We start from the raw sequence: 18,299 nt of genomic DNA, 5'->3' as shown, positions 1-18,299 counted from the left end.
AGTCCTGGAAGCTGCGCGCCCAGATGCCCTTCGGCTCCAATGAGCAGCCCTTCCCCGAGAAGAGCTTCATGAACGACAATGACCGCTTCAAGGTCTACAGCTGAGGGCAGCCGGCGCCGCGAACCGGCGCAATGAGCTGATAGTTGCGAGATCGTCAGGCCCGGCCTTGAGCCGGGCCTTGTCACATTCAATGAAAAGCGCAGGGCGGCCTTGATCCATCCCTGAGAAACAGGCTACAAGATCGCAGCAATCGCTGCGCGGGTGTAGTTCAGAGGTAGAACGTCAGCTTCCCAAGCTGAATGTCGTGGGTTCGATTCCCATCGCCCGCTCCAAAAATCCCTTAGAAACAATGGTCAAGTAGCCATTGCGAGTCGGGGAGAAGCCGGTTGCACGAAGTCCCAGACGCAAAAGGTCCGTCGATGCGGCCATCGGCTATCGTCGACGAGCCGGGAGCTTTGGCGGCGAGTTGCCCTTATCCGAGGCTTGGGAAGGCGCCGCAATCCTGGCGACTGAAACTCTCGTCGTGCCCGTGTCGAGCATGCCGACGGCCTTGGCCGCTCCATAGGAGAGGTCGATCATGCGGCCACGCTTATGAGGGCCTCGATCGGTAACGCGGACGACAACGCTCTTGTGGTTCTTGAGGTTGGTAACGCGCAGCGTTGTTCCGAAAGGCAGGGACCGATGGGCAGCCGTCAGTCCTGCCGGATTGAAGCGTTCTCCGTTGGCGGTGCGGTATCCCTTCAGCTCCTTGCCGTAAAAGGATGCTGTACCCAGGGTTTCTGCATGTCCAGAGACCATAGCCATGAAGATAATTATCATGGAAAAGGTGAAAATGCCGCTTATGAGGCGCATACCCATCCAGTCAATTCCTTCTGTAATTGGCGATTAATTACGGTAAGAATCGAAAGGTTTCGATTTTGTTATCTATCGATTGCAGCAATGACGTTGCCGTCACCCGCCTACTGCAATGCATTAATCCATAAGCCAAAATCACTACGGAACCTCGAAAGGACACCGACGTTGTGAGAGTTGAGGGTCTGCATTCAAGGAAGCAATCGAGTGAGCAGCACGACGGACAAGGTGAAGGGCATCGCCAACAAAGTGGCCGGATCGGTCAAAGAAGGCGTCGGCAAGGCCATGGGCAACCAGGAGATGGAAGCCGAAGGCACGCTTCAGAAAGCCAGGGGAGAGTTTCAGGAGACCAAAGGCAAGGTGAAAGACGCAGTCAAGTCGGTAATCGACAAGGCGTAAATCCCAGACAATCTGATGGAAGCGGAGGTGAAGTAATGGATCGTCCCGAGGTTGGTTGGATCGCCGCGATCATTATTGGCGGCTTGGCCGGTTGGCTGGCTGAGATGTTCATGAAGAGCAACACCGGCGTTCTCATGAACATCATTCTTGGCATCGTCGGTGCGGCCCTCGCCAGCTTTCTGCTGGGGTTGCTCGGCGTGGGCTTCGGCGGGTGGCTGGGTTACCTCATCGCGGGCTTTATCGGCGCCTGCATCCTCATTGCACTCGCGCGAATGCTGAGCGGTTCTCGCGTCTGATGATCGAGGCCAGATGGGGTGAATGCCACCCCATCTGGCTCTCGCGGAAGATGACGGAGGAAACGCCTTGGGGCTGTCGGACTTGCGCCGGATCTGCAGTTTGTCGGCATACGAACGACCGAAGTCCTGGGTGATCTTCGAAAATGCCGAGGCATTTCGGCCTGACCGTCGGCTCTTCACTTCGGAGGAATCGGGAGCCATTGAAGATTTTGCTCGCAATGAAGGCGGCCGTCGCCGCTGGCCTATCCTCCATTCGGCCTTGAAATATCCACCTCATGTCCCTGCGGCCTTGACTATTTCGCCCCTGGGTGTTACCGGTAAGTAACATCGATGGAGAATCAGGAGGCTTTCGGGGGAAGGGGGTTCTCGCCGATTTCAAGGGCTCCAATAGCCAGCGAAACATGGATCTTTCTGTCTGCATTGCGCATGTTTTGAGCATGCGTCGATCAGGCTGAGATCGGTGCATTTCTTATTCAATAACGAAATCATATTTAATTTTTAGCTTGCGTGAAATTTCATCGCGCTTGAGGAGCAGAAGCTTCCTCCTCGGAAGTATTGCTCCGAATATTTTCAAGAGATTCCAGAAATGAAGATCATCATTACGTCTATTTTTCTATTTCTTAGCGCCGTCACCGCCATTACGCTCACGTCGGTATCGGCTGAGCCTGCAGGCGACAGCACTGCCGTCACGCAGAACCAGGCCCACGCGGCCGCACACAGTGCGGGTTCCTTCGTCTAGAGCGTTTTCCAGAAAAGTTGATAGACTTTTCGATTAAGAAAACGCGTCAAAACAAAGAGTTGGAGAGAAAGTGCGATTCGAGAAATCGCACTTTGCTCTAATCTGCCAACGGCCCCGGCTCAATCCACGAGTTGGGGCCGCTTCTTCAGCCGAAGACCGCTTTTACCAGCTTGTCCCGGTCATAATTGGCCCCGCACAGCAGCACCACATTGACCTGGTCGCGGCAGGCATGCGCGACCTTGGCGAAGCCTGCCAGGGCCAGGCCGGCCGAGCCTTCCACCAGCATGTTTTCCTTGAAGGCAAGGTCACGGAGCGCGGCGGCAATCTCTTCTTCCGAGCAGATGATCGTCTCGTCCACCACGGCCCGTGCGAGGTCGAGCGTGATCGTCTCCTCGGCAAGCCCGCCGGCGACACCGTCCGCCAGCGTCTCCAGATGCTCGGTCTCGACCACCTTGCCCGCTGCCATCGACAGGGCAAGCGCACAGGAGTTGCGGGCCGCGACGCCATAGACGCGCACACGGGGCAGGAAGCTCTTCAGCACGCTGCCAATGCCGCTGATCAGGCCCCCGCCCCCCATGGCGATGAAGACATTGTCGATGTCGGGGCGCTGTTCCAGGATCTCCAGCCCGATGGTGCCCTGCCCGGCGACGACGTCGGGATCGTCATAGGCCGAGATATATTCATAGCCCTTGTCGCGGGCGAGCTCGAGGGCATGCTGCTCCGCATACCAGGTCTCGGCGCCATGCAGCCGCGTTTCCACACCATAGGAGCGGATGCGCGCAAGCTTGGCGGCGGCAACCGTCTCGGGCAGCACCACGGTAAGCTCGCTCCCGAAGGAACGGGCGGCCTGGGAAGAGCCGATGCCGTGATTGCCGGATGAGGCGGTGACGAGATGCCGGCCAAGCGCCATGGCCGAGATCTTGGCGCTGGCACCGCGGATCTTGAAGGAGCCCGTCAGCTGGAAATTCTCGGCCTTGAAGAAGAGCCGGCTGCCCATTTCAGCACCGATCTGCCGGGACGGCAGCAGAGGCGTCTCGTAGATATGGGCCTTGATGCGCTGGCGCGCCTGTACCGAGCGGGCGGCCGAGGCCAGAACGTCGGGGTTCATGACATTGTTCTCCTTGGCCTATTCGCCGCGCCCGGCCTCAATGCCGGGCGATTTGGCGCAGGAAGTCCCGGGTGCGGGCATGTTGCGGATTTTCAAAGAATGCCTGCGGCTCTGCACTCTCCACGATCCGGCCGCCATCGAGAAAGACGACGCGGTCGGCCACATTCCTGGCAAAGCCCATTTCATGGGTCACCACGACCATGGTGAGGCCCGCGCGAGACAGGTCCACCATGACATCGAGCACTTCCTTCACCATTTCAGGATCGAGGGCGGAAGTCGGCTCGTCGAACAGCATCACCTTGGGCGACATGCACAGCGCCCGGGCGATCGCCACCCGCTGCTGCTGGCCGCCGGAGAGCTGGCCGGGATAGGAAGCGGCCTTGTCGGCGAGCCGCATGCGCTCCAACATCGCCATGGCGAGTTCGCCCGCCTCCTTGCGGCCGAGCCCACGTACGCGGCGGGGTGCCAGCATCAGGTTCTCCAGCGCCGTCTTGTGCGGGAACAGGTTGAACTGCTGGAACACCATGCCGACCTCGCCGGCGAGATCGAGCACGTTGGAGCAATCCCGCGCCAAGGCATGGCCGGCAATGCGGATATCGCCGCCGCTGCGCGTCTCCAGGCCGTTGAGGCAGCGAATGAAGGTGGACTTGCCCGAACCCGACGGACCGCACAACACCACCCGCTCTCCCGCCTTCATCGACAGGCTGACGCCCTTGAGCACGGCATGGGGACCATAGGACTTGGTCAGATTGTCGGCCTGGATCACGACGTCATCTCCGCGGGCCGGCGGCCGGTCACCGCTGCCTTGCTGGAACCGGGACCAGTCGAGCGGAACAGCGCACTCTCGCTCACCCGGAAGATGAGGCTGAAGACGAAGCCGACCAGGAGATAGACGAGGCCAGCGACGATGAACACTTCGAAGGGTGCATAGGTCTTGGCGGTAAAGGCGCGCGCCGCGCCCGTCATCTCCATCACGGTCACCGCGCTCGCCAGCGAGCTCGCCTTCAGCACAAGGATGATTTCGTTGCCGATCGAGGGAAAGATCGCCCGATAGGTCTGCGGCAGCACGACGTCGATGAAGGTGCGCCGGCGCGACAGGCCAAGAGAGACGCAAGCCTCGAACTGCCCGGCCGGGATCCTGCGGATGCCACCAGCGATCACCTCGGCGACATAGGCCGAGGAATTGATGCCGATCGCCAGGATGGCGCAGCAGACCGGATCGCGCAGAACAGGCCACAACACGCTGCTGCGCACGGCAGGGAACTGCGCCAGGCCGTAATAGAGGATGAAGAGCTGCACCAGGAGCGGGCTGCCGCGCAGCAGGAAGGTGTAGAGCCAGGTCGCCCCGCGCAGCAGGCGGAACTTCGAGACCCGGCCCAGGGCAACCGGCAGCGCCACCAGCTGCCCGACCGCAAAGGCAGCCAGGGTGATCAGCAGCGTCAGCTTGAGCCCGGTCAGGACGACGGGAATGGCGCGAAGCAGCATTTCCAGGGACATGGCGCTCTCCTATCGCATCCAGGTCAGACGACTGCTGCCGAGGCTCAGCAACGCGGTCGAGACGGTGGTGATCAGGATGAACAGGGCTGCCACGATAAGATAGAAGGTCATCGGCTGGTGGGTCGCGCCGGCTGCCACCACGCCCTTGCGCATCAGTTCCTCCAGTCCGACGATGGAGACGAGAGCGCTCTCCTTCAGGATGACCAGCCACTGATTGCCGAGGCCTGGGAGCGCGTGGGAGAACATCTGCGGCAGGATGATCTTGCGGAACAACAGGCCCTGCTTCAGCCCGAGGCTGCGCGCCGCCTCCCATTGGCCGGCAGGAATGGTCTGCAGGGCGCCGCGCAGGATTTCGGTCAGGTAGGCGCCCGACACGAAGGACAGGGCCGCAATGCCCGCCACCAGCGCGCTGACCTCGACATAGCCCCCCGTCAGGCCGGTGAGCAGCACGGTGCCGCCATAGAACACCAGGAAGATCACCAACAGTTCCGGCAGGCCGCGAATGACGGTCACATAGGCCGCGACCAGCCAGCGCAGGGCCCTGGAGCCGGAACTCCAGGCGAAGACAGCCGCCACGGCGACAACGAACCCCACCAGGAAACTGCCGACGGCTACCTCAAGGGTGACGAGCAGGCCCTGAAGGAGTTGCGGGAAATAGGCTGAAATCACGGACATCGAAGGAATCTCGCACAGGAGCGCGCTGGAGTGCTGGTCCTGCCCCCCCGAAAGGGAGGGCAGCGAGCATCACATCGGCTCGAGGCGGCGCCCAGCGGCGCCGGCGCCGACGCTCATTTCTTCTTGAAGGAGACGTCGTATTTGAACCACTTCTCCGAAAGCTTGGCGACGGTGCCATCGGCGAGCATGGCGTTCACAGCCTCGTCGATCCGCTTCTTCAGATCATCCTTGCCCTTCTTCAGGGCAATGGCCTGGCCTCGGCCGAACTCGGCATAGTCGGCGCTGGTGATCAGCGGACCGGCAATGGTGATGCCGCTGTCCTTGCGGGACGCCATCATGCCTTCCCAGGCCGAGCGCTCCATCAGGCCGGCATCGAGCCGGCCGGCGACGATATCGTCGGCAACCTGCTCGGCCCGGTCATAGAGACGCACGTCGGCATCCTTGAAATGGGCCCGGATCACGGCCTCGTGGGTCGAGCCCGTCTGGGCGCCGATCACCTTGCCGGCCAAGCCCTCTTCCAGAGCCTTGGTGTCCTTGGCCTGGGCGACGGGGCTGCCGGCGGCGACGACAATGTTGTTCGGCGCATCGGCATAGGGGGCCGAGAAATCGACCTGCTTCTCGCGCTCGTCATTGATCGACAGGCCCGAGATGATCAGATCGTATTTGCCGACCTGCAGGCCCGGCAGCAGGCCGTCGAAAGCCTGGTTGGCCCAGCTGCAGTCGGCACCGATGCGCTTGCAGACCTCGTTGCCGATGTCACGATCGAAGCCGACGATCTCATTGGCGGCATCGACGGACTCCCAGGGCGGAAAATCCGCGCTGGAGGCGATGCGCAGGCTCTCCGCCTTCGCAGCCGAAACGCTCAGCAACGCAGCGAGCGAAACCAACAGTACTCTCTTCACGGCAGTCCCCTCTAGAAAAACGAATGGTTGCGGGCATGGCAACAGGCCGCCCAGTCGATGAAAAATCCCCTCACATCACCAGATCGGGCACCCGCTGCAGGGCTGTCCTGGTGATGGCGATGTCCTGGGTGGCAAGACCGGTGAGGTCGACGATGGTGATCGCATCGCTCGAGCTGCGACCCGGCTTCGACCCGTTGAGGATGGCGCCGAGTTCAAGGCAGTCCTCCCGCCGGAACAGGCCGGCCTGGAAGGCTGTGGCAAATTCACCATGGTCGAGGCTCTGGCTCGCCAGGTCGGCCACCAGCAGGTCGGCCCTTGCGATCAAGGCCGGATCCAACTCCTGCTTGCCGGGCGCATCCGCACCCACGGCAGTGACGTGGGTGCCGGGTGTAATCCACTCGCTCGCAACATAGGGCGCGGTCGAGGGCGTGGTGGCGATGATCACGTCGGCCGAGCGGCAGGCCTCCTCCAGATCCGTCGCCAGCGACACCTGGATGGAGGAGCCGGTGAATTCGGCGACGAGTTCCCGGGCCTTCTGGACCGACCGTCCCCAAACCAGAAACTGGACGGGACGCTTGGCCAGCGCAGCGGCGGCGCGGATCTGGAAGCGCGCCTGTGTGCCGGTACCGAGCACGGCAAAGACCTCGCTGTCCTGGCGGCAGAGAGCGAAGGTAGCGACGGCGCCGCCGATGCCGGTGCGCAGATTGGTGAGCCAACCCTCGTCGTTGAGGATAGCGACGGTGGCGCCGGTGACAGCCGATATCGCGATCATCATGCCGCTGCTGGATGGCAGGCCGCGCTTGGGATTGTCGTAGAAACCGGAAGCGATCTTGACCACGAAGATCGGATCGCCGGCGATATAGCCATATTTGATGTGGCAATCGGCATTCTGTGCGGGCAGCCCGAGATAGCCGACCGGCGGCACATTGGCCCGGCCGTCCGCCGTGGCGACATAGGCATCGGTGATGGCTGATATGGCGGCGGCGTCGATCGAAACCAGCTCCTGGAGCTGGGCCAGCGAAAGGCTAATCATTTCTCGTTTCTCAAATATTTGTAGACGGTCGCGCGCCCCATGCCGAGCACGCGCGAAATATAGGCGGCAGCGTTCTTGCCGCTGAACGCGCCGCTGTCGGCAAGCGCGACGACCAGATCCTTGCGGTCAGCATGGGTCATCGAGGAAATCGTGACGTTGCGCCCCTGCGTCCATTGCCGGATGAACTCGTTGATCCGTTCGTGCCAGTCCTCCTTGAACAGGGCATCCGGCCGGTAATGCGGCTCCGGCACGCGCACCAGCGCCGACAGCGTCTGCATCACGGCATGAAAATCGGAGACATTGACGTTGATGCACATCACGCCCAGCGGGGCACCTGCCTCGTCGCGCAGCACGACGGTGATCGACTTGAGAGCCCGGCCATCCCAGTTGACCTTCTCATAGGGGCCGATCACCGGATTCTGGCTGTCGAAATCGACCTCGTGCAGCAGCGAGGGCTCGCCCAGCACGCGCTTGGAGAAATTGCCGGCGATGTAGACGGCCTTGTCGGTGGCAAGCTCGTGCAGGACCACCTCGACATAGGGCTGGAACAGCGCCGCGATGGCGTCGCAGATCGGACGATAGCGGTGAAGGCTGTCCATGGGCATCCGATCCAAGCGTCCATCCCCTATCCGCGACGGTTGGCGGGCTTCTCGATGAAGCCCACCGTGCCATCGCCACCTTGGTTGCACCCTTTATGGCACAAGAACAAAAAAGTCTACAGGAGATTTTATGTCTACAATAATGCCTGTTCCGCCGTAGCCGAAAGCAGGCGGACGCCGGTGCCGATGATGGCGTCGTTGAAATCGTAATCGGGCTGGTGAAGCCGGCCATTCCGCTCCGACGGACCATTGCCGATCCAGGCATAGGCGCCGGGCAAGTGCTCGAGGAAGGCGCCGAAATCGTCGCCCGCCATGGTCGGCACGCCGACATGCAAGGCGGGGCCGCCGGGCAGCGAGCGCGCAGCCCGCCGCATGATCTCGGCTTCGGCCGGCGTGTTGACCACGGGCGGGCTCGGCAGGTCGTCGAAACCGATCTCGACCTCGGTCGCAGCGATCCTGGCCGCAGACTGAGCAACCTCCTCGACCCGCCCCCTCAACAGGGCCAGGATCTCCGGGCGCAGGCCGCGGAAGGTGCCGGCCAAAGTGGCCTCGCGCGAAATCACGTTCTGGGCGAAGCCGCCCTGGAACGAACCGACGGTAACGACGGCCGCCTCGAGCGGGTTGACGGCGCGGCCCACCGCCTGCTGGATACCGGTGACGAAATGGCTGCCGGCCAGGACGGGATCGCCGGTCATGTGCGGCATGGCGGCGTGGCCGCCGGCCGCCTTGAACTTCAGGGTGAATTCCCCCGCCCCGGCCATTACCGGCCCGTCATGGACGATGACCTCGCCGGCGGGCACATCCGGCCAGTTGTGCAGGCCGAAAATATTGCGCGCGGGGAAACGCTCGAGCAGGCCGGCATCCAACATCAGCTGGGCGCCGCCATAGCGCTCCTCTGCCGGCTGGAACACCAGGTAGACCGTTCCCCGGAAATGGCGGGTGAGCGAGAGATAGGACGCCGCCCCCAGAAGCATGGTCATGTGGCCGTCATGGCCGCAGGCATGCATGGCGCCGGGGATCTGCGAGCAATGGTCGAAGGTGTTGTGCTCATCCATGGCGAGGGCATCCATGTCGGCTCGCAGGGCCACGCCGGGCCCTTCCCCGCTCCCCTGGACGACGCCGACCACGCCATAGCCGCCGACGCCGGTATGGACGGGAATTCCCATTTCGGTCAGGCGTTCGGCAACGAAGGCCGAGGTCCAGGCCTCTTCGCGGGAGATCTCCGGATGGCGATGCAGGTCATGCCGCATTGCGACCAGGCGAGGCAGGGCATCTTCGACGATGTCGGTCATTGCAGGATTCATCCGTCAAATGGCAAGCATAGACGAACTAGTCCACAATGAATGTTTTGTCTACATGTGCGGGAGATGACGGCGGGTCCGTATGCCGGTCTTCTCGGCTCCATCGGTGTGTCGATGGAGCGGGACCGGCATCTTTGCCGATGAGCGTCGCGTTTCCAGGAATGCCGGTCTGAAGACCGGCACACCGAACCGCGCCTCAGCCGCGCAGGCGCTTGCCGTTCTCGTCGAAGCGCAAGATCCTCGTCGCATCGGGCGTGGCGTAGATGGTGGCGCCGGGTTCGACCTGATACTCGCCGGAGAGCCGCACGGTGATCGAGCCCGCCTTCTCGGTATCGAGATAGAGATAGGTGTCGGCACCCAGATGCTCGGCATAGACGACAGTGCCCTTCCAGTCGCCGGTCTCCCGGCTGACGGTGACATGCTCGGGCCGCACGCCGATCGTCTTGACGCTCTCGCCAAGGCGCCCGCCATCGACGAAGTTCATCTTGGGCGAGCCGATGAAGCCGGCGACAAAAGTGTTGTCGGGGTCGTTGTAGAGATGCATGGGAGCGCCGACCTGCTCGATATGGCCGGCATTCAGCACCACGATCTTGTCGGCCAGCGTCATGGCCTCGACCTGGTCATGCGTCACATAGATCATCGTCGATTTGAGGCGCTGGTGGAGCTGGGCGATCTCGATGCGGGTGTTGACGCGCAGAGCCGCGTCGAGGTTGGACAGGGGCTCGTCGAACAGGAAGAGCTTGGGCTCGCGCACCACGGCGCGACCGATGGCGACGCGCTGGCGCTGGCCACCGGAGAGTTCGGACGGCCGGCGGTCCAGATAGGGTTCGAGCGCGAGCATGGCCGAGGAAGCCTTGATGCGCTTGTCGATCTCGGCCGCCGCCTCGCCGGCCTGCTTGAGGCCCAGGCCCATATTGTTGCGCACGGTGAGGTGAGGATAGAGCGCATAGCTCTGGAACACCATGGCGATGCCGCGCTTGGCCGGCGGTACGTCGTTGACGCGCTGGCCGTCGATCCTGACGGCGCCGGAGGTGGTGTCCTCGAGCCCGGCGATGATGCGCAGCAGCGTGGACTTGCCGCAGCCCGACGGCCCCACGAAGACGACGAACTCACCGTCCGCAACTTCGAGGTTGATCCCCTTGAGGATATCGACCGAACCGAACGATTTCTTCACATTCTCGATATTCAGCGAACCCATGATACTTCCCCTAGAATTGGCCTGTGGGGCGCATGCGCGCGTCTTCATCCGCTCCGGGCGGACTGTGATGAGATTGCATTGCCGTTTGAGGAGAGCCGGCTGTCTTGAGCCGGCTCAGCACCGGGCCGCTACTTGACGGCGCCCGAAGTGATGCCGCGGATGAGTTGCCGCGAGAAGATCACATAGAGCACCAGCACCGGCAGGATGGCGAGCGAGAGGGCCGCCAGCACGGCATTCCAGTTGGTGACGAACTGCCCGATGAAGACCTGGGTGCCGAGCGTGATGGTCTTGGTCTTTTCGCCCGGTGCCAGGATCAGCGGGAACCACAGATCGTTCCAGATCGGGATCATGGTGAAGACCGCGACGGTGGCCATGGCCGGCCGCACTAGCGGCAGGACGAGGCGGAAGAAGATACGGTACTCCGACAATCCGTCGATGCGGCCGGCATTCTTGAGATCGTCCGAGACCTGCTTCATGAACTCGGACAGGATAAACACCGCCAGCGGCAGGCCCTGCGCCGTATAGACCAGGATGAGGGCCGTCAGCGTGTTGACCAGGCCCGTGGCGACCATGAGCTGCAGGATGGCGACGGTGCCGAGCCTGATCGGGATCATGATGCCCAAAGCCAGATAGAGCCCCATCAGCGTGTTGCCCCTGAAGCGGTACTCGGCCAGTGCGAAGGCCGCCATGCCGCCGAGCAGCAGCACGAAGAACAGGGAGACCACCGTGACGATCATGCTGTTCTGGAAGTAGAGGAAGAAGTCGCCCTGGGCGAGCACGGTCTTGTAGCCGATGGCATCGAAGGTCGCCGGCCCCGGCGGCGTCAGGGGCGAACGGAAGATCGCATCCCTCGACTTGAAGGAGTTGATCAGGATCAGGATCACCGGGAACAGGGCGATCACGGTGTAGGCGATCAGCACCGCGTGGGCGGCGATCGACCGGGCCGGCGAGTGCGTAGCTTTGCTCATGTCGATCTCCTCAGAACTGATACCGCCGCAGCCGCGTCTGGATGGCGAAGAGGTAGACGCACACGCCGGCCAGGATGATGAAGAACATCATGGAGGCGATGGTAGCGCCCATGTTCGGATCGCCGAGCTGCAGCTGGAAGCCGAAGAAGGTGCGGTAGAGGAAGGTACCGAGGATGTCGGTGGCATAGTTCGGCCCGGCCAGCGCGCCCTGCGCCGAATAGATCAGGTCGAAGGCATTGAAGTTGCCGACGAAGGTCAGGATCGAGATGATACCGATCGAAGGCAGGATCAGCGGCAGCTTGATCTTCCAGAACTGGGCGATGCCGGTGATACCGTCCATCTCGGCCGCCTCGATCACCTCGTCGGGGATCGACAGCAGAGCGGCATAGATCAGCATCATCGGAATGCCCACGAACTGCCAGACCGAAACGAGGCCGAGCGTGGTCAGCGCATAGGCTTCCTTGCCGAGCAGCGGCGTGAACCAGCTCTTGAGGCCGATCAGGTCGAGCATCGAGGGCGCCACGCCCCAGAGCGGGGAAAGGATCAGCTTCCACACGAAGCCGACGATCACGAAGGACAGCACGGTCGGAATGAAGATCGCCGTGCGGTAGAAGGCGGCGAAGCGCAGCTTGGGATGGGAGAGCAGTGCCGCCAGCACGACGCCGATCGGGTTCTGCACCACCATATGGATGAGGAAGAACCAGCAATTGTTGCGCAGGGCGTTCCAGAAGCTGGAGGCCCAGCGCGGATCGCCGAACAGCGTGCGGAAATTGTCGAGCCCCGCGAAATGCGACACACCATCGACGGTCCGGAACAGCGAAAGCTGCAGGGTACCGATCAGCGGCAGGATCATCACGAGCGTGTAGATGATGACGGCCGGCGCCAGGAAAACCGGAATGTGCCAGCGGAACACTTTTCTATTTGGTGAATCTTCGAGAGACATTGCAGCAATCCTCGCATGTGCGTTGCTGTTGTCGGAGATGGCGATGAGGGGGAGGATGGCCGCGCCGTCAGCGAGGCGCGGCCGAGCCGATCTTACTTAGCCGGCTTATACCAACTGTCGAGCCCCTTCTGGAGCTTCTCGGCAGCAGCTTGCGGCGTGTCGACGCCGTTGATCACATTGGCGGATTCCACCCAGGTCTCGTTCTCGAGATTGGGCGTGCCGCGCGACAGGATCTTGTAGGTCGAGCGGATGGTCGACTTGCACTTGTTGCGCCAGGACACGAATTCCTGCGCCAGCGGATTTTCGAGCTTCACCTCGCTCTTGGCGAGGCTGAAGAAGCCCGGCAAAGCATTGGCGTAGAGCGTGGCGAATTCAGGCGAAGCGATCCAAGCCAGCAGCTTCTTGGCTGCTTCCGGGTTCTTGCTCTTGGCGTTCAGGCCGAAGCCGATGTCGTTGTGGTCGGATATGTAGCAGGTATCGCCGGCCTTGCGCACCGGCGGCGGGAAAGCGCCCATCTTGAACTGCGCCTGCGCACCGAAGGGGGAGATTTCCCAGGAACCGGCCGGATAGATGGCGGCACGGCCGAGGGTGAACAGGTTCTGGCTGTCGGGATAGGTCTGCGCTTCGAAGCCGTCGCCCAGATAGGACTTCCACTTGGCCAGCGTGACGAAGGGCTCGACCCAATCGGCATCGGTCAGCTTCTGGGCGCCCTTGATCAGCGCCAGACGGCCGTCCTCGCCCTTCCAGTAGTTGGGCCCGATGTTCTGGTAGCCCATGGTGGCGGCTTCCCACAGATCCTTGGTGCCCATCGCCATCGGAACATAGGTGCCGTCCGCCTTGATCTTGTCGAGGGCGGCGAAGAACTCGTCCTCGGTCTGCGGCGGCTTGAGGCCTAGCTTGTCGAAGGCTTCCTTGTTGTAGATGAAGCCGTGGATCACCGAGGCGACCGGCACGCAGAAAGTGGTCTTGCCGTCGTCGGTCTGCCAGGCAGACTTGGACGTGTCGGTGAAATTGTCCATGCCCGGCAGGGTCGACAGATCCGTCAGCTGGCCCTTCTTGTAGAGCTCCAGCGAGGCATCGAAGGGACGGCAGGCAATCACGTCGCCGGCGGTGCCGGCATCGAGCTTGGCGTTGAGCGCGGCATTGTATTCCGGCGGCGCCGACGGGGTGAAGTTCACCTTGATGCCGGGATTGGCCTTCTCGAAGGCAGGGATCAGCTTTTCCTGCCAGATGGCAAGATCGTCATTGCGCCAGCTTTCGATGGTGAGGGTAGCGTCCTCGGCCCAGGCGGCCGTCGCGCTGAGAAAAGTAGTGCCCAGGAATAGGGCCGTCAAAAGTCGCTTCTTCATCCGTCTTCCTCCCTGTACCGGCCACTACCCGGGCCGGCTCTGGTCAACCTTGCGGTATCCAGCTCCACCGGGATGCGCCGCTCATGCAGCCTTTCCCGGCCGGCAACTGGTCTGCTGCCCGGAGACCCGAAGAACCTGCACGCCCGCAGGCCTCCGCTCGGCAGCGCCGGCCTAGGTCCGACCCCGCCTCCCCGATGCGCCGGACAATACCAAATAAATACCACTTGTCTAGTGGTCTCACATAACTTTTCTCTCCAGGTTGTCATATTTCATGTAAATATCTGATTTTGTTTAGTTTAAATTTTTTGCCTAGAATGCCCCTTGACGAGTGGTAGCTTATTGGTATTGTTTTCGTATAGGGAGAAGACTGCAATGATGATCCTTGGCGTCGATGGCGGAGGCACAAGCTGCAGGGCGGCGCTCGCGACAGCCCAAAGCCAGATCATCGGCCGCGCCAAGGCCGGGTCGGCCAATATCCGCACGGATTTGAACGGAGCATGCGAGAGCATCATGGCAGCCGTCGGCCAGGCCTTCGCCACCGCCGGCCAGGATCCGGCCCATATTCCCGACACCCCCGTCGTGCTCGGCCTGGCGGGCGCCAATATCGGAACCTATGCCGCCGAGCTGCGCACTCGCCTGCCCTTTCGCCGCTGCCTGATCGAGTCCGACGTACTCATCGCCCTGGAAGGCGCGATCGGCGCGGGAGACGGCGCCATCGGCATCCTGGGCACGGGCAGCCACTATCTGGCGCGCCAGTCGGGCGAAATCCGCCGCCTCGGCGGCTGGGGCTTCCTGCTCGGCGACCAGGGCAGCGGCGCACGGATCGGGCGCGATCTGCTCGAGGAGACGCTGCTCGCCCATGACGGCACGGCTCCTCTCACGCCTCTGCTGGCCGCCGTGCTGGCGGCACATCACAACGATCCACAGGCGATCGTCGAGTTCACCAAATCCGCCCAGCCGCGTGATTTCGGCACCTTCGCACCGATGATCTTCGACTATCTCGATCGCGGCGACCCGGCGGCGGAGAGGATCGTAGGTCGGGCCGTTTCAGCGGTGGAGGCATCCCTGGACGCGCTTGCGCTTGCCAATGCGACACCCCGTTGCTTATTGGGCGGCCTGGCAACGCTGATCGGACCTCGCCTGCCCCCAAAACACCGGGAGCGGCTCGTGCCTCCTCTGCAGGACGCGCTGGGAGGCGCAGTATCCATGGCTGCCCGACTATTCGGCCTCGAGCGGTCATTGTCGGATGGCAAACCGGGACTGATGCAGCCATGATCGCCAGGCAGTTGAGTTACGCCGAACTCTTGCCCTCCTATAAGGAACAGGCCCGGGAATTCGGCTTGGAAAGGCAAGCCATGAGTGACGCCGTCGACCTCATCTTCCGTTCCCTCGCCGATGCCAAGGGCAGCAATGCGCCGCTCTATCTGCAATTGCGCAAATCGATCGAGGAAGCGGTGCGGGACGGTGTCCTGGCCGCCGGCGATGCGCTCCCTTCCGAACGTGACATCGCCATGAAGGCCGATATTTCGCGCGTCACCGTGCGCAAGGCGCTGCAGAACTTGGTCGAACAGGGGGTGCTGATCCAGCGCCACGGCTCAGGTACCTTCGTGGCGCCGCGGGTTGAACGCGTCGAGCAGTCGCTGTCGCGCCTGACATCCTTCACCGAAGACATGGCACGGCGCGGCAAGCTGGTGCACTCGGTCTGGCTCGAGCGCGGCCTCTATGTACCCTCGCCGCAAGAGACGATGATCCTCGGCCTGACCGCCAACGAGATGGTGGCACGGGTAAATCGCCTGCGCTTTGCCAATGAAGCCGCTGTCGCGATCGAACGCGCCTCGATCGGGGCCTCCCTGCTGCCGAACCCGGAAGCGGTCGGCTCCTCGCTCTACGCCGCCCTTGCCGAGCACGGCAACAAGCCGGTGCGCGCCGTCCAGCGCATCTCGGCCGCCAATCTCGGGCCGGAGGATGCCCAGTTGCTGCGCGTGCCTCCCGGAGCCGCCAGCCTCAACATCGAGCGCGTCTCCTATCTGCCGAGCGGCAAGGTGGTTGAATTCACCCGGTCGATCTACCGGGGCGATACCTATGATTTCGTAGCGGAATTGCGACTGGCCGAGCCCAGCGAAGGAGAAGCACTGTGACAACAGAGACCCATATGCGCCGCGAGGTGCTGGAAATTCCCCAGGCCGTCGCACGCCTGTTCGAACAATCCGCCGCCGAGATGGAACGGGCGGGCACTGCGTTGAAGGCCGTCGATCCGCGCGTCCTCGTCACCGTGGCCCGCGGCTCCTCCGACCATGCCGCCTCCTTTGTCAAATATGCGGTCGAGTTGACCACCGGTGTGCCGGTCGCCTCGCTGGGTCCTTCGATCGCCTCGATCTACCAGGCGCCGCTCAAGCTCGCCGGCGCCGCCAGCCTGTCCATCTCGCAATCGGGCAAGAGCCCCGACATCGTCGCCATGGCGGAAGCGGTGCGCCATAGCGGCGCCGTCGCCATCGCCCTCACCAACACGGCGGGCTCGCCGCTGGCGCTCGCGGCCGATCACGCCATCGATATCGCCGCCGGCACGGAGAAGAGCGTTGCTGCCACCAAGACCTTCGTGAATTCCGCCGTGGCCGGCCTCGGCGTCCTCGCTTATTGGGCCGGCGACAAGGCACTGCTCGCCGCTCTCCAGGATCTGCCCCGCCACCTGGAACAGGCGGTCGCCTGCGACTGGACTGCCCTGGCCGACGCCCTCGACGGCACCTCCTCCGTTTTCGTGCTCGGCCGCGGCCCCGCCCTGGCGATCGCCAACGAGGTGGCGCTAAAGTTCAAGGAAACCTGCTCGGTGCACGCGGAAGCCTATAGCGGCGCCGAAGTCATGCATGGGCCGATGGCGCTGGTCGGGCCCGGCTTCCCCGTGCTGGCCCTCGCCGCACGCGACAAGGCCCAAAGCTCCATCATTGGAACCGCCGACGCACTGGCGGCCAAGGGAGCGGCCGCCTTCATCACCGCCGATGGCGCAAAGCAAGCCGCACGCCTGCCCTTCGCAGCCACCGGCCACCCCTTGACCGACCCGCTGGTGCTGATCGCTTCCTTCTACGCCTTCGTCGAGGCCTTCGCCCGTCGTCGCGGCCTCAATCCCGACGAGCCCCGCAATCTGCGCAAGGTCACGGAGACGGTATGAGCACGCAATCGGCCCTGCTGGCCCCGCGCATCTTCGATGGCGAGGCCTGGCACCAGGATGCCGCCGTGATCGTCGACGGCGTGCGCATCGAGGCGATCGTGCCCCGCAGCGCCATGCCGGCGGGAATCGCGGTCGAGACGATCGAGGCGGGCTTCATCGCCCCCGGCTTCATCGACCTCCAGGTCAATGGCGGCGGCGGCGTGATGCTGAACGACCGCCGAGACGCCGAGACCATCGCCACCATCTGCGCGGCTCACGCGCAGTTCGGCACCACGGCGCTGCTGGCGACCCTGATCACCGACACGCCCGATATCACCACCGAGGCCCTCGAGGCCGGCGCGGAGGCCCAGCGACGGAAGGTGCCGGGTTTCCTCGGCCTGCATATCGAGGGGCCGCATCTGGCCGTCTCGCGCAAGGGCGCGCATGATCCGCAATTGATCCGCCCGATGGAGGAGACCGATCTCGCCAGGCTGGTCGCCGCCAGAAGCCAGGTTCCCGTCCTGCTCACGACGGTCGCGACGGAATCGGTGACGCCGGCCCAGATCCGCCGCCTCGCGGAGGCAGGGCTGATCGTCAGCATCGGCCATAGCGATGCCGAATATGGGGACGTGGTCGCGGCGGCGGAGGCCGGCGCCTCCATGGCCACGCATCTGTTCAACGCCATGAGCCAGATCAAGAATCGCGAACCGGGGCTTGCCGGCACGGCGATCGCTCTTGGTGGTCTCTCCGCCGGGCTGGTGGCCGACGGCATCCATGTCGACCCCATCACGATCGACATCGCATTGCGGGCCAAGCGGCACCCCGGCCGGATCTTCCTGGTCACCGACGCCATGGCCACGATCGGCACGGATATGCGGCAGTTCACGCTCAATGGCCGCGTGATCAAACGCGAAAACGGCCGCCTGACCCTCGATGACGGCACTCTCGCAGGCGCCGACCTCGACATGATTTCGGCCGTGCGTTTCATGCATGAGCGGATCGGCCTCGATCTCGGCGAAGCCCTGCGCATGGCCTCGCTTTACCCGGCCATGGCCGTGGGCATGGACCTGCGGTATGGCCGCCTGGCCCGAGGGAGCCGATCCGACATGGTTGTGCTGACGGATGATCTGGCGATAACCTCGGTCTGGATCGGCGGATCTGCAGCTTTCCGATCAAGAATTCCACGTTGATACAATAGAGAATAGACTCATACTCACACGCTTCCTGGCAAAAATTGCCCAGGAGGCGTTTCCATTTCTATATTACAGTCGGACTCTATCACGGCAACCGGGTCACAT

The 18,299-nt window shown here is 63.0% G+C and carries 20 protein-coding genes, 1 tRNA gene and 1 pseudogene; 9 read left to right on the top strand and 13 right to left on the bottom strand.

All coding sequences use genetic code 11. The annotated features are described in order from the left end of the window. Positions 1-104 (top strand): annotated as a pseudogene (locus BA190_RS35245) (nitroreductase family protein); the annotation flags it as partial. Positions 105-257: 153 nt separating this feature from the next. Next, positions 258-332 (top strand) — tRNA-Gly (locus BA190_RS14450). Positions 333-432: 100 nt separating this feature from the next. On the opposite strand, the gene BA190_RS14445 is transcribed toward BA190_RS14450, so the two are convergent. Beyond that, entirely contained in the window at positions 433-858 is a 426-nt protein-coding gene (locus tag BA190_RS14445) for a septal ring lytic transglycosylase RlpA family protein (RefSeq protein ID WP_068288279.1), read from the bottom strand. 201 nt (positions 859-1,059) lie between these two features. Between BA190_RS14445 and BA190_RS14440 the strand changes: the two genes are divergently transcribed. The 3 genes from BA190_RS14440 to BA190_RS35925 all read left to right on the top strand — a co-directional run bounded on the left by BA190_RS14440 (position 1,060) and on the right by BA190_RS35925 (position 2,286). Further along, entirely contained in the window at positions 1,060-1,251 is a 192-nt protein-coding gene (locus BA190_RS14440; RefSeq protein ID WP_068288276.1) for a CsbD family protein, read from the top strand. A 35-nt stretch (positions 1,252-1,286) separates the two neighbouring features. Beyond that, complete coding sequence (locus tag BA190_RS14435; protein ID WP_068288273.1) at positions 1,287-1,547, top strand: GlsB/YeaQ/YmgE family stress response membrane protein; 261 nt, start codon at positions 1,287-1,289, stop codon at positions 1,545-1,547. Between the two features lie 586 nt (positions 1,548-2,133). Beyond that, positions 2,134-2,286 carry a hypothetical protein gene (locus BA190_RS35925; RefSeq protein ID WP_156771516.1) on the top strand — a complete coding sequence of 51 codons (153 nt, stop codon included), beginning with the start codon at positions 2,134-2,136 and terminating at the stop codon, positions 2,284-2,286. A gap of 145 nt (positions 2,287-2,431) precedes the next feature. On the opposite strand, the gene BA190_RS14430 is transcribed toward BA190_RS35925, so the two are convergent. From BA190_RS14430 to BA190_RS14375, 12 genes are all read right to left on the bottom strand, one after another. Then, the gene (locus BA190_RS14430; RefSeq protein WP_068288270.1) at positions 2,432-3,394 is read right to left on the bottom strand and encodes a threonine/serine dehydratase; all 963 of its coding nucleotides are present in this window, start codon (positions 3,392-3,394) and stop codon (positions 2,432-2,434) included. A 37-nt stretch (positions 3,395-3,431) separates the two neighbouring features. Beyond that, positions 3,432-4,160, bottom strand: a complete 729-nt coding sequence (locus BA190_RS14425; RefSeq protein ID WP_068288267.1) for an amino acid ABC transporter ATP-binding protein — start codon at positions 4,158-4,160, stop codon at positions 3,432-3,434. Further along, positions 4,157-4,891 (bottom strand): ABC transporter permease, encoded by a 735-nt coding sequence (locus BA190_RS14420; protein WP_068288264.1) that lies wholly within the window; start codon positions 4,889-4,891, stop codon positions 4,157-4,159. The genes BA190_RS14425 and BA190_RS14420 overlap by 4 nt, the downstream gene beginning before the upstream one ends. A gap of 9 nt (positions 4,892-4,900) precedes the next feature. Next, complete coding sequence (locus BA190_RS14415) at positions 4,901-5,566, bottom strand: ABC transporter permease (RefSeq protein WP_068288262.1); 666 nt, start codon at positions 5,564-5,566, stop codon at positions 4,901-4,903. A 113-nt stretch (positions 5,567-5,679) separates the two neighbouring features. After that, complete coding sequence (locus BA190_RS14410; protein WP_068288259.1) at positions 5,680-6,468, bottom strand: transporter substrate-binding domain-containing protein; 789 nt, start codon at positions 6,466-6,468, stop codon at positions 5,680-5,682. 70 nt (positions 6,469-6,538) lie between these two features. Then, positions 6,539-7,501 (bottom strand): ornithine cyclodeaminase family protein, encoded by a 963-nt coding sequence (locus BA190_RS14405; protein ID WP_068288255.1) that lies wholly within the window; start codon positions 7,499-7,501, stop codon positions 6,539-6,541. Further along, positions 7,498-8,100 carry a transcriptional regulator gene (locus BA190_RS14400; protein WP_068288252.1) on the bottom strand — a complete coding sequence of 201 codons (603 nt, stop codon included), beginning with the start codon at positions 8,098-8,100 and terminating at the stop codon, positions 7,498-7,500. The genes BA190_RS14405 and BA190_RS14400 overlap by 4 nt, the downstream gene beginning before the upstream one ends. Before the next feature lie 134 nt (positions 8,101-8,234). Continuing rightward, positions 8,235-9,392 carry a M20 family metallopeptidase gene (locus tag BA190_RS14395; protein ID WP_068288249.1) on the bottom strand — a complete coding sequence of 386 codons (1,158 nt, stop codon included), beginning with the start codon at positions 9,390-9,392 and terminating at the stop codon, positions 8,235-8,237. A 205-nt stretch (positions 9,393-9,597) separates the two neighbouring features. Further along, positions 9,598-10,599: an ABC transporter ATP-binding protein gene (locus tag BA190_RS14390; RefSeq protein WP_068288246.1), complete on the bottom strand. Its 1,002-nt coding sequence runs from the start codon at positions 10,597-10,599 to the stop codon at positions 9,598-9,600. A gap of 128 nt (positions 10,600-10,727) precedes the next feature. Beyond that, positions 10,728-11,567 (bottom strand): carbohydrate ABC transporter permease, encoded by an 840-nt coding sequence (locus BA190_RS14385; RefSeq protein ID WP_068288243.1) that lies wholly within the window; start codon positions 11,565-11,567, stop codon positions 10,728-10,730. 10 nt (positions 11,568-11,577) lie between these two features. Next, positions 11,578-12,510 carry a carbohydrate ABC transporter permease gene (locus BA190_RS14380; protein WP_068288240.1) on the bottom strand — a complete coding sequence of 311 codons (933 nt, stop codon included), beginning with the start codon at positions 12,508-12,510 and terminating at the stop codon, positions 11,578-11,580. Between the two features lie 92 nt (positions 12,511-12,602). After that, positions 12,603-13,859 (bottom strand): ABC transporter substrate-binding protein, encoded by a 1,257-nt coding sequence (locus BA190_RS14375; RefSeq protein ID WP_068288231.1) that lies wholly within the window; start codon positions 13,857-13,859, stop codon positions 12,603-12,605. Between the two features lie 372 nt (positions 13,860-14,231). On the opposite strand from BA190_RS14375, the gene BA190_RS14370 reads away from it, so the two are divergent. From BA190_RS14370 to nagA, 4 genes are all read left to right on the top strand, one after another. Continuing rightward, on the top strand, positions 14,232-15,134 hold the full coding sequence (locus BA190_RS14370) for an N-acetylglucosamine kinase (protein WP_068288228.1): 903 nt from the start codon (positions 14,232-14,234) through the stop codon (positions 15,132-15,134). A gap of 80 nt (positions 15,135-15,214) precedes the next feature. After that, on the top strand, positions 15,215-15,997 hold the full coding sequence (locus BA190_RS14365; protein WP_068288356.1) for a GntR family transcriptional regulator: 783 nt from the start codon (positions 15,215-15,217) through the stop codon (positions 15,995-15,997). Positions 15,998-16,011: 14 nt separating this feature from the next. Beyond that, entirely contained in the window at positions 16,012-17,022 is a 1,011-nt protein-coding gene (locus tag BA190_RS14360) for an SIS domain-containing protein (protein WP_068288225.1), read from the top strand. Continuing rightward, complete coding sequence (nagA, locus tag BA190_RS14355; RefSeq protein ID WP_068288222.1) at positions 17,019-18,191, top strand: N-acetylglucosamine-6-phosphate deacetylase; 1,173 nt, start codon at positions 17,019-17,021, stop codon at positions 18,189-18,191. The genes BA190_RS14360 and nagA overlap by 4 nt, the downstream gene beginning before the upstream one ends. The last annotated feature ends 108 nt before the right edge of the window (positions 18,192-18,299 follow it).

The sequence above is a fragment of the Labrys sp. WJW genome (assembly GCF_001676615.1).
GTDB lineage: Bacteria > Pseudomonadota > Alphaproteobacteria > Rhizobiales > Labraceae > Labrys > Labrys sedimenti.
This window is presented reverse-complemented; position numbering and strand designations above follow the sequence as displayed.